Genomic DNA, 11,869 nt, shown 5'->3' on the forward strand with positions numbered 1-11,869 from the left:
ATACGCTAGGATAGCGTAAATTGGGATAAATTGCGATGGGGCAAGGGAGGGAATATAATACAAACCCTGCAGGCAAGCAGTGAAAGATTGTCCCAAATTTATACTTTTCAATCATTTTATTATTTTAGGAGTCTTAATGACCATCACCATTTACGGTATCAAATCTTGTAATAGTATGAAGAAGGCATTTAGCAAGCTTGATGAGCTTGGTGTCAGCTATGAATTTCATGACTATAAAAAGCAAGGTATAGACAATGATAGCGTTCAGCGATGGGTCGACTCGCTAGGTATAAACAAGGTGCTCAATAAGCGCGGTACTACTTGGCGAAAGCTCAGCGATGCGCAAAAAGCAGCAGCCGATAGCGATGAGTCGGTAGCAATTGAGCTGTTATTAGCAAATACCAGCATGATAAAAAGGCCGATTATAGACGGTGAAATTAAAGGCGAGCCAGTACTGTTGTGTGGTTATGATGAGGCAGAATTTGATGCGAATTTCGCGCCGCTATAAAAGCTATGTCTATCACGCTATAAGCATCAGCGCTCTGATCAAAAGCCTGAGCTTAAATTAGTCTAAGCTCAGGTCTAAATATAGCAATGACAAAATAGACTAAACTTGCGAGCCAGAAGATCAGCACATACATACGAATCTGTTCGGCGTTCCAATCTAGGGATACTAAGCCAATAAAAATGGAAGACTTCCAGCCTTCAATCCATTTTGCTCCGCCAAAGCCGATTATCCACCAACAATAAGCACTATAAATCGTAAAAAGTAAGCACCAAAGCCCTAATGCCATTGTCGTTCTCAACCTTATCTAGAAAATGTTTGTTATTAACGTCAACATCAACATTAAATCAAGTTAACTAAGTGCTGCCTCTATATCGCGGCTGATCAAAGTACCAACGCCTTCATTGGTAAAGATCTCTAATAGGGTCGCATTAGGAACGCGCCCATCGACGATTACCGCGCTTTTGACGCCACTGCGCACTGCATCAAGGGCACATTGAATCTTGGGAATCATCCCACCTGAGATAGTACCATCTTTGATCAGCGCCTCCACCTTTTTTGGTGTGAGACCAGTGACGACCTCGCCATCTTTTCCCAGAACGCCTTTAATATTGGTAAGTAACATGAGTTTCTCAGCTTGTAGGAACTCAGCGACCTTCCCGGCGACCAGATCAGCATTGATATTATAGGTGTTGCCATCATTGTCAACGCCTAGCGGCGCTATAACAGGAATGAAGTTTGAGCTAATAAGCATCATAATAACGTCTTTATTAACGTCTACTACCTCTCCGACGAAGCCTAAGTCTATTTCGCGTGGATCGCCCATGTCATCAGTCTTGCTCATCAGCAGCTTTTTGGCTTTGATTAAGTTGGCGTCTTTACCTGTCAAGCCAATAGCGCGGCCACCGTGTTTATTGATGAGACTCACGATAGATTTATTAACGCTACCGCCTAGCACCATCTCTACCACATCCATCGTCGATTTATCGGTGACACGCATGCCGTCGATGCGATCTGAGTGACGTCCCAGCTCTTTGAGCAGTTGATCCACTTGTGGACCGCCGCCATGCACCACGACGGGATGTAACCCTACAGTCTTTAGTAGCACAATGTCACGAGCGAATGAGCTTTCAAGTGCTGGGTCGGTCATGGCGTTGCCACCATATTTGACGACAATAATCTTGTCTTCAAAACGCTGAATATAGGGTAGGGCAGTGGTTAAAACTTCAGCGGTGGTTTTGGCTTCGGCAAGGTTTAGAGACATGGCGCACCCGTAATGATAGTAAAAAAGATAGGATATTTTAACCGCTTGGACGAATCTTAGCTATCTGTGAAGCAAGATCTTCATCAATATTCTTGCATAGCTCAACAAAACGCTCTTGAATAGCGCGCAGATCAGCTAAGGTGTTGCCAGCAAAGCGAACAGTGATACTGTGGCTGGTATTAGAGGGGCGAATGACGCCAAAACCATTGGCAAAATCTAAGCGAATACCATCAATACAGGTCAAGCGAGTGTTATCAGGTAGTCCGAGCTGCTTACCAGAGGTCAGTTTAGCGGCTCGACCATGTCTATAGAGCGTTTGCTGAAAGTCGCTTGGGCAGCAGCTTTGTAGCTTGTTGCAAAGCTCACTGAGCTTTTGTAACAAGCTCCCTTGAGTACTGATATAGTCAAAACGCTTTAGTGGCAAGTATACGTCGGGTGTATTGACCATTTGCGGTAGGCGAGCGATAAGATCTGCCAAGCTGTCAGATTGAGTGCTTAGCCAGTTCAATAGTCGTAGTGCTGCGTACATTGCGTCATCATGTAAGACAAAGTAACCATCATTGAATAAGAAATGCCCAGACAGCTCTCCGGCGAAGATAGCGTTACTACCACCACTTTGTAGCGCTTTACGCATGGTACTGCTGCCCGTCTTACTCATCTGCGGCTGACCACCAATACCTTGAATCAAGGTTGGAAGGTGATGTGAGCATTTCACATCGAAGATAACGGTAGGCGTAGTTGCGGCGATATTAGTGGTTACGCTAGGCTGGTTTTGAGAGGCTTTGCTGTCGACAATGGCGATTTTGGCCAATAAATACAGGAGGTGGTCTGGCTCAAGGATATGCCCGAGGTTATCGACTACCATTAGCCTGTCGCCATCACCATCAAAGCCAAACCCGACATCTGCACGGTGCGTTATGACAGCTTGTTGTAACTCTTTTAGTCGGCCAGTTTCGGTGGGATCAGGATTGCCTTTTGGGAAGTTGCCGTCAGGGGTGTTATTAAGAGTAATAACGTGAGCACACAACGTATCGAATTGAGCAAAGAATTTTTGTGCAAAAGGACTGGTGGCTCCGTTTAGGCAGTCTACAACAACGGTTAATGGTCTAGACTCTAGCGCTAGGCCAGTTGACTGGCGCTGACCTTGCTGAATCTGGTTAAGAGCGTCAGCGATACCATTAAAATAGTTTTCACCTATTAGATAGTTGGGCAAAGTCTCACAAGAGATAGGATACTGTGGAGTCGTGAAGCTATCGATATGCTGAGCGGCGTCAGAAGCTACTGTAGCGGGCGAGCGAGTATGGGCTAACTGTTGATACAACGCTTGAATATCTTCGCTACTGGGTGACTCACCTGCGATTAGCCATTTAATGCCACTTATATGACACTCAGAGTGACTCGCTGTCGCAATAATGCCGTGGCCTTCAAACTGCTGCGCCCAAAAGGCCATCATGGGGGTAGTCACCAAGCCTAACCAAATGATATTAAGACCATAGTTATTTAGAGTCTGGGCAAATTGTCGGGCAATCGCTTCACTACCGTGGCGCACATCATAGCCTAAAACCACCCTACTGGCCCCGTGCGCAATAAGCTGCTCAGCAAAAACTTGACTTAACGCTTGAACGAACTTATCGGTAAAAAGCTTACGATCACCGCGGATATCATAAGCTTTGAATAAGGGCTGCTGAGGGGAATAGGGGTGATTGGACAAAGCTTAAGACTCCTAAAATAATGCGATTTCCTAAGTTATCCTAGTCTAAATTAATAATTATATTGTTACAATTATATAGTCTAATAATCTCATAAAGTAATGAAATATTGTTCGCTAATTTAACAGAATATATTGAGTAGCTGTATTGCGTAGCTATATTAACTAGCTGTATTAAGCAACTACATTGAACAACTATGTCAATTCATCCTTATCAGCATAAATCCAGCACCCCTTAATCAGCGTTGACGTTCAAAGTTAGAAGTGTTGCCGGTTAACGATGTAAGATGATATCAATGACTGCCTGAATGACCAAAGCCGCCAGCACCGCGAGCACTGGTGTCGCTAAATTCATCAACAATATCAAAACTAGGACGCATGACAGGAACGACCATGTACTGCGCCATGCGTTCAGCAGGCTGCAAAACAAAATCGCTGTCACTGCGATTCCAGATACTCACCATCAGCTCACCTTGATAATCGGCATCAATAAGACCAACTAAGTTGCCTAGCACAATACCATGCTTATGACCGAGACCTGAGCGTGGTAAGATCAGTCCAGCGTAATTTGGGTCAGCGATATAGATAGCAATCCCAGTACCGATTAGCTGTGTCTCGCCCGCTTTGATGGTAATGGCCTCATCGATACAAGCGCGAAGATCAATACCAGCGGAGCCATCAGTGGCGCGCGTAGGCATTGGGAAGTCAGGGTGCGAGCCAATTTTAGGGTTTAAGATTTTGACCTGAACGGAATTCATAAGCTGTCCAATTAAGTTATTTGATGATTTATATACAATAGTTTAGCTGACAAGTTCGCTTAACGAAGGGTACAAAGATAGATGGCTATTAGTAAAATACAAGGAGGTTATAAAGTACTGTTATACAGGTCCTAGCATATAAGTACATATGATTTATAAAGAGTAACACAGTGAATAAATACTGCGCTTTATAAAATTAACAAACTTGCCAATCCGAGGAATGATAAAAAGCCAATAATATCAGTCACTGTCGTCAAGATGACAGAAGCCGATAATGCCGGATCAATATTCATACGTTTGAGAATTAGTGGTATAGCGATGCCAGAAGTATTGGCCACGGTCATGTTTATGGCGATAGCGCAGCCAATCACTAGGCTAATCATTAGGTCGTGGAACCAAACCTGAGCAATAGCGGCCATAATAAATGCCCAAATAATGCCATTAATAGCGCCAACCCACAGCTCTTTGTTAAAGAGCCACCAACGGTTAGAGCCACCAATCTGCCCCATAGCCAGACCACGAATTACGACAGTCAAAGTCTGACTACCAGCGATACCACCCATACTAGCGACCACCGGCATAAGCACGGCTAAGGCGACAACTTTTGATAATACGGCTTCAAACTGCCCGATGACGGCGGCAGCCAATAGCGCAGTACCTAAGTTAATGCCGAGCCACACGCTTCTACTTTTAGCACTGGTAAGAATAGGGGCAAATAGCTCTTCGTCATCGCTGACCCCTGCTAAGTGCTTCATAGTACTATCGACGTCGTCTTGAATAATCTCCATGATGTCTTCAGCATTAAGTTGCCCGACCAGCTCTCCATGCGCATTGATAATCGGGGCAAAACGAATGTCTTCTGAGCGAAAGACAGAGGCAGCATCTTGAATATCCATGCGATCATTAATGGTAACGGCAGGATCAATAAGGTCTGTGACTAAGGTTGTTTGTGGGTGTTTAATAAGATCGACCAAGCTGAGTAGCCCTAGCAGCTGCTGACTCTTATCGACAACTAATAGCTCTTGGCTCTGATCATCGAGTAAGTCTTCATCAAGGCGCAGCCAATCTTGAACTTCAGCAAGCGAGATATCATCATGAATCTGAATGATATCTGGGTCCATATAGCTACCGACTTCCCAGTCCTCATAAGTATTGAGCTGATTGACTTGCAGGCGGACGTCTTCATCTAAAGTCGCCATAACCTTGGAGCGGACACGCTCAGAGACAGTATCCAAAATCTCTGAGATATCTTGAGCATCTAGATCCTGAGTCAGTACTGAGATCTCTTTGGACGAGATATTGCGCATGAGCGGCTGACGAATCTCATCTTCGACCTCTGCCAGTACCTCACCTTTGATATCTGTCGGTACTAGCGACCAAATAAACTGCCTGTCATCGCTCGGGAAAGACTCAAGAAGGTTGGCAATCTCATACTCAGACTGCTCTGCCAAGAATTCGGTAATAGCAGTGGTATCTTGCTCAGACACCAAGGTCTGCAAGTAAATGAGCTTGTCTTCCACGCTATAGGTGGCTGAATTAGGACTAGAGTGAGGTGGCGTTTGAGCTGATGTCATTAATTATGGATCCAAGGGTATATAAGGCATAGAGTATGTCACCCAACATATAGCGGTGACAAATAAGAGATAATGAAAAGTATGATGAGCATTCAGACTAACCAGACAGTGGCTTAAGCCTGAATTTGACCGTTAGCGCTTTAACAAGGCACGAATATTGGCCAGATACTCATCTGCGACCTTTTCTGGGTCTTTTTGCGCTTGTTTTTTCTTGCGTTTAGCGGGCCAGTCCAGATGCTCTTCTGGAAGTTCTTCTAAAAATCGGCTTTCGGTCGTTGGGCGCATCTGCCCACCGGCTCGGCGTTGGGCGGCTAGGGTTAAAGTTAGCTCACGACGAGCGCGCGTGATACCCACGTACATAAGGCGGCGTTCCTCTTCTACCGTCTCGGACATTATCGAGTTGCGATGCGGCAATAGCTCTTCTTCTAACCCCATAATATAGACGTTGTTGAACTCCAAGCCTTTTGCCGCGTGCAGGGTCATCAGGTTGACCTTATTGGTATTCTCTTCTTCTTGCTGCTGCTCAAGCATGTCAAGGAGTACCAGCTTTCGGATAACGGCTTCGATATTGCGGTCTTCATCTTCTTCAGCGCGATTGATTAGCGACTGAATACTACTATAGAGCATCTCAATATTGTCGATCCGATTCTTCTCTTGTTGCGGGGTCTTAGCTTCGCTTTTAACGACGTCGATATAGCCGGTTTCATCTACCATCTGACGGACGATAGGCATGGGGTCTGGCTGCTGATCAAGCTCCCGAGTATAGTGCTCAATAAACTCGCCAAACTCTTTTAACGTACCGTGCGCTTTACTAGGCAGTACATGGCTAAGGCCACCGTGGGTACAAGAGGCAAGTAGAGAGATATTATGCTCTTGAGCAAATAGGCCGAGTTTTTCTAATGTCGCAGGCCCCATGCCACGTTTAGGCGTATTGATAATACGTAAGAAGGCACTGTCATCTTCTGGGTTTAAGATCAGACGCAGATAGCCCATGATATCTTTAATTTCGCTACGGGCAAAGAATGATTGACCACCAGATAGCTTATAAGGTACTTGCAATTGACGCAGCTGCGCCTCTAACATTCGTGCCTGAAAGTTACTGCGGTAGAGGACAGCGTAGTCTTCCCAATCATTGCCGTAGCGTAGCTTATGAGTCACGATCTCTTTGGCGACGCGCTCGGCCTCATCATCATCGTTGCGGCAATTAATAATACGGATTTTCTCGCCTTCGCCTTTATCTGACCACAGCGCTTTTTCAAATAAGTGCTCGTTGTTTCTAATGACCATGTTCGCTGCGTTCAAGATGCGACTGGTCGAACGGTAGTTTTGCTCAAGTTTGACCACCTTAAGCTTGGGGTAGTCCTCTTTAAGCAGCGCCATATTTTCTGGTTTGGCCCCGCGCCAAGCGTAGATTGACTGATCGTCATCACCCACGACGGTGAAGCGCCCCTGAACACCGACCACCAGCTTGATAAGCTCGTACTGGGCAGTATTGGTATCTTGATATTCATCGACCAGCAAGTAGCGAATGCGGTTTTGCCACTTGTCACGCAGTTGGGTATTGTCGCGCAGTATCTTGGCAGGCAACACGATTAGATCGTCAAAGTCCACCGCATTGTAAGCACGTAAGTTACGCTCATATAGGGCGTATAACGTCGCAAATATCATGTCTTCTGGATCTTCTAGAGTCTCCATGGCTTTGTCTGGCTCAACGAGATCATTTTTCCAATCCGATATCATTTTGATGGCTTTGCCGACCAGCTCGCGGCTTTCAGCGCCCGATAGATTGTCGCGCATCATCAGCTCCATCAATAGTCGCTTACTGTCATCGGCGTCCATGATAGAGAAGTTGCCCTTAAGCGGCGTGTGCAATAACTCATAGCGCAAAAACTGCAAACCAAACTGGTGAAAAGTCGAGACGGTTAGGCCTCGCGTCTTTTCGCTCGGCAGCAGCTTACTCACTCGAGCCTTCATCTCGCGTGCGGCTTTATTGGTAAAGGTTACCGCTGTGATACGCTCAGCTGGCATATCGCATTGCTCAATAAGGTAGGCGATCTTTTGGGTGATGACCGAGGTTTTACCAGAGCCTGCACCTGCCAAGACGAGAAGGGGACCTGACACATAAGTCATGGCCTCTTGTTGTTTGGGGTTTAATTGGCTCATGGCGCTACCTTTTTATGATAAAAGCTATTAATAAAAATCATGGCTTATTATAGGGGGTGCTAGGTAAATAACAACCGTCTAAGCACAGATAAAGTCATCAAGGCTATAACCATAGTGAGAATTATTTTGACTGATGGGTAGACAAAAGCCATCGGCAAAACCTTACTAATTATGTGGCTTTTTACTATAATGAAAGTCGTGGGTAAGGTTGCTGCAATAAAGCCGTAAGATGCCACGAGGTTATTATTGAGCTGTTCTATATTTCGTAGTTATTCCCAAGCGTCACGCTATAAAGAGCGAAGTGATTTTAAAGAACTTTACCATACCCTAATGCTGTTCTCTTTAGAGCAGTGCTGTTATTTCATAGTGAAGAATTGAGGATATTATGATGAAACGTCAAGCACTACTACTCGCTGCGGCGACTGCTTGTTCAGCGACTTTTATGGCTCCTGCACTGGCAGCACCAGCTGGCTCATGGACCGTAGGTGTCGGAGCAGGTTACGTGATGCCAGCAGATGATAATGGCAAATTGGCTAACGATACTTTAAGCGTTGATGTGGATGAAGATGTTCGTCCAACAGTTACTGGAGAGTATTTCTTTGCAGATAATGTCGGTGTTGAAGTATTAGCAGCCTTACCTTTTCATCATGACATCTCGCTAAAAAATGCTGAAGGCGCGACTATTGATGCTAAAACTCAGCATCTACCACCAACAGTATCTTTGCAATATCATTTTGATAATGTAAACACGATGGTTAAGCCATTCGTCGGTATTGGTGCTAACTACACCACCTTCTTTAAAGAGCGTATCTACCTGAATGACGCTGATTTAAAAATCAAAGATAGCTTTGGCGTGGCAGGTCATGTTGGTGTAGATTTCCCAATCGCTGAGCGTGATGCAGTCCGTGTCGATGCTCGTTATATCGATATCGAGCCTGATGTCGAGCTAAATGGTAACAAGATTGGTACTGCTGAAATCAACCCATGGGTATTTGGTGTGTCTTATATCAAGAGCTTCTAGTTTAATAGTCAGCTTCGATATATTAAAAAGCCAGCAATTGCTGGCTTTTTTATTGATTTTAATACACCCTCTAAATGGCGTCATTGCAAAATTTAGTTTGTCTGGGCGGTAATAGTGCTATCGCCCAACCCATAATGCTAAACGAATGCTCACCAGAGTTGTCGATACCTTTGTTTGTTAGGTAAGACTGTCAGCTTATACGCACGGTAGCGTTTGCGGTCGTGAAGGACTAAAAAGTGTAAGAAGGCACTGCTAAAGATAATACTACTCAAGGTAATGAGCAAATTCACAATCATGACTGCTGTTTAATGGAACACAACGGCGGGTCGATGATTAATTTTCTAAATAAAAGTACGACAATTGATAAAAAGACAATATCAATAATAATCACCATATAATTGCGCGTAGTGGCAAGACTGATCCAGCCTTTAGTTGATACCCACCAACGCATGATTGGCAGCAGCACACAAGTATCAGCACACACCAACGTAGATAGTAACTAATAAGCTGTAAAGCAAGCTTGGTGTTAGCACCTTTAAGGTCTGCGGCATGGTCGTTATTTAGCAGGTTGCGCCATTCCCTGTCGCCTGATCTGTATCAGTCTCATATACCGTCATGACCATTACTGGTAGCCCAATTCTAGTATCAAAGCAAATAACGGCGCCAGTTAAGGCGAGAACAAATATAAAAAAGTCTCAAATACCCTCATCAAAAAGTCAGCTCACCACATAAGCTATCTTTGTCCAACTCATCAAATAGATAACCATTTATATCGATTTATCATAAAAATCGCTGTCTTAATTGATATTAAGACAGCGATTAAACAGCCATAAGTTAGTTTAGAGTCGTCTGAGTATTAGCAAACTATTTAAAGGTTGATGTTAACTCTTAAGCATTCAGCTGACGAGCCGCTTCTAACGCAAAATATGTCAATATGCCGTCGGCACCAGCGCGGCGGAAGCCAATCAATGACTCTAAGATAACAGCGTCAGTGAGCCAACCGTTTTGAATCGCCGCCATGTGCATGGCATATTCGCCAGACACCTGATAAGCAAAGGTTGGTACACCAAAGGTATTCTTGACTTCGCGAATGAGGTCAAGATAAGGCTGGCCGGGTTTGACCATTACCATATCAGCACCTTCTTGAATATCCATAGCGACTTCGTGCAAGGCTTCGGCGCGATTGCCAAAGTCCATCTGATACTGTTTTTTATGTCCACCTTTTAGGTTGCCTGCACTACCGACGGCATCACGAAAAGGACCGTAATAGGCAGAGGCATATTTGGCCGAGTAAGCCATAATAGCAGTATTAACGAAGCCTTCTGACTCAAGCGCCTGACGCATAGCGAGGATACGACCATCCATCATGTCACTTGGAGAGATGATGTCCGCCCCAGCACGAGCATGGGCTAAGCACTGCTGAACTAAGATATCGACGGTATCATCATTGATGACGTAGCCGGTATCGTCTAGGACACCGTCTTGACCGTGAGAGGTGTAAGGATCAAGTGCCACATCAGTCATTACTACCATTTCAGGGACAGCATCTTTGACGGCTTTGACCGTGCGGCAGGCTAGACCATCGGCATCATAAGCAGCCTTGCCATCAGGGGTCTTTAAGCTGGCATCAAGGACGGGGAAGATATCGATAGTGGTGACGCCCTCACTCAGCAAGGCTTTTGCATACTCAATCAATAAGTCGATAGATAGTCGCTCGACACCAGGCATACTAGCAACGGCTTGGCGCTGATTGCTCCCTTCGATGACAAAGACCGGGGCAATCAGATGCTTGGGGTGTAGCTCAGCTTCGCGAATCATAGCGCGGACATTGTCGTTGTAGCGTAAACGGCGTAGACGAGTGTTAGGGTAGGTACGATTAAAGGTGTAAGTCATAGGTGATATCCTATAAAGCTAAATTTTAGAATAAGATGCTAGCAGATGAATGAAACAGATGGGACATTTTTATAATAAAACCAACCCAATAATAACGATTGATAGTGAATGACTTGTTGTTAACAACTACAGTTTAAGGGTATCAAATACCTTAATAGGTCAAATACTTTAATAGGTAAGGTCTATTAAGGTATTTAATACTAGGTTTTTTTGAGTATTCCAACAGGCCTCAACCCAGCTTATCAGTACTCAACCAGACTTATGTATGCTGAGATGAAAATAAAACAGTAGGCTGTGTTAAAATTACGCCTTGTATTATAACTCAAGGAAGAATGTATGACGATTCACGATTCCTTTTCAAAGGCGACGCTCCATTCTGAAGAGAATGTCAGTACCCCAAATGAGACTGACAATCAGCATTATGAAGATGAAAATGAGCACTCAGCTCTTATGAATGAGGAAGAATTCACTCAATTCGCTATTGAAGAAGAAAAAACACACTCTGGCAAGGATGAGCATCAATTACGCTTTGATCAAGTGGGTAAGCGACTGGTTAGGGCATTTAATAATAGTCCCTACCTTAAACTTAATAAGATGGAAATGCGCTTTGATGGGGAGCAGATTCGTTGCTACCTAGATGCTAGAGAGGATCTGATTGGCAATGTCAATTTTAGTATTCTCCACGGCGGGGTAGCAGCGACTATGCTAGATAGCGTCGGCGGTATCGTAGCGATGCTCGAAATTTATCGCCGCAATCAAGGTAGCTTGATGAATCAGTTCAAAAAAATCAGCCGTTTAGCCACTGTAGACTTGCGCATTGACTATCTGTCTCCTGGCCGTGGTAAGCAGTTTATTGCTAGTGGCGAAGTCGTGCGCTTGGGGCGTAAAGGCGCGACAGTGCAGATGAAAATGGTCAATGATGAAGGTAGGACTATCGCTATGGGAGTTGCTAGCTTTGCCTTTTAACGCTGCTTAGTACGCTA

9 protein-coding genes are annotated in these 11,869 nt (G+C 44.8%); 3 read left to right on the forward strand and 6 right to left on the reverse strand.

Translation table 11 applies throughout. The features are described 5' to 3' along the window. Window positions 1-136: 136 nt before the first annotated feature. The gene (locus tag EGV92_RS12425) at window positions 137-508 is read left to right on the forward strand and encodes a Spx/MgsR family RNA polymerase-binding regulatory protein (protein WP_131669629.1); all 372 of its coding nucleotides are present in this window, start codon (window positions 137-139) and stop codon (window positions 506-508) included. 349 nt (window positions 509-857) lie between these two features. Here EGV92_RS12425 and argB read toward each other — a convergent pair whose 3' ends face one another. The 5 genes from argB to EGV92_RS12455 all read right to left on the reverse strand — a co-directional run bounded on the left by argB (window position 858) and on the right by EGV92_RS12455 (window position 7,972). Further along, complete coding sequence (argB, locus tag EGV92_RS12435) at window positions 858-1,769, reverse strand: acetylglutamate kinase (protein WP_131669631.1); 912 nt, start codon at window positions 1,767-1,769, stop codon at window positions 858-860. A 37-nt stretch (window positions 1,770-1,806) separates the two neighbouring features. Continuing rightward, window positions 1,807-3,480, reverse strand: coding sequence for a phosphomannomutase/phosphoglucomutase (locus EGV92_RS12440; RefSeq protein WP_131669632.1), 1,674 nt, complete (start codon window positions 3,478-3,480; stop codon window positions 1,807-1,809). A 290-nt stretch (window positions 3,481-3,770) separates the two neighbouring features. Continuing rightward, window positions 3,771-4,235, reverse strand: a complete 465-nt coding sequence (gene dut / locus EGV92_RS12445) for a dUTP diphosphatase (RefSeq protein WP_131669633.1) — start codon at window positions 4,233-4,235, stop codon at window positions 3,771-3,773. Window positions 4,236-4,423: 188 nt separating this feature from the next. Then, window positions 4,424-5,809: a magnesium transporter gene (gene mgtE, locus EGV92_RS12450; RefSeq protein ID WP_131669634.1), complete on the reverse strand. Its 1,386-nt coding sequence runs from the start codon at window positions 5,807-5,809 to the stop codon at window positions 4,424-4,426. 132 nt (window positions 5,810-5,941) lie between these two features. Further along, a complete protein-coding gene (locus EGV92_RS12455) occupies window positions 5,942-7,972 on the reverse strand; it encodes a UvrD-helicase domain-containing protein (protein ID WP_131669635.1) in 2,031 nt (676 codons plus the stop codon). A 385-nt stretch (window positions 7,973-8,357) separates the two neighbouring features. On the opposite strand from EGV92_RS12455, the gene EGV92_RS12460 reads away from it, so the two are divergent. Further along, complete coding sequence (locus tag EGV92_RS12460; RefSeq protein WP_341352823.1) at window positions 8,358-8,993, forward strand: OmpW/AlkL family protein; 636 nt, start codon at window positions 8,358-8,360, stop codon at window positions 8,991-8,993. An 888-nt stretch (window positions 8,994-9,881) separates the two neighbouring features. On the opposite strand, the gene hemB is transcribed toward EGV92_RS12460, so the two are convergent. Next, entirely contained in the window at window positions 9,882-10,886 is a 1,005-nt protein-coding gene (gene hemB / locus EGV92_RS12465; RefSeq protein ID WP_131669636.1) for a porphobilinogen synthase, read from the reverse strand. A gap of 450 nt (window positions 10,887-11,336) precedes the next feature. Here hemB and EGV92_RS12470 point away from each other — a divergent pair, with 450 nt between their 5' ends. Then, window positions 11,337-11,852, forward strand: a complete 516-nt coding sequence (locus EGV92_RS12470) for a thioesterase family protein (RefSeq protein WP_131669728.1) — start codon at window positions 11,337-11,339, stop codon at window positions 11,850-11,852. The last annotated feature ends 17 nt before the right edge of the window (window positions 11,853-11,869 follow it).

This window comes from Psychrobacter pygoscelis (genome assembly GCF_004335015.1).
GTDB classification, from domain to species: domain Bacteria; phylum Pseudomonadota; class Gammaproteobacteria; order Pseudomonadales; family Moraxellaceae; genus Psychrobacter; species Psychrobacter pygoscelis.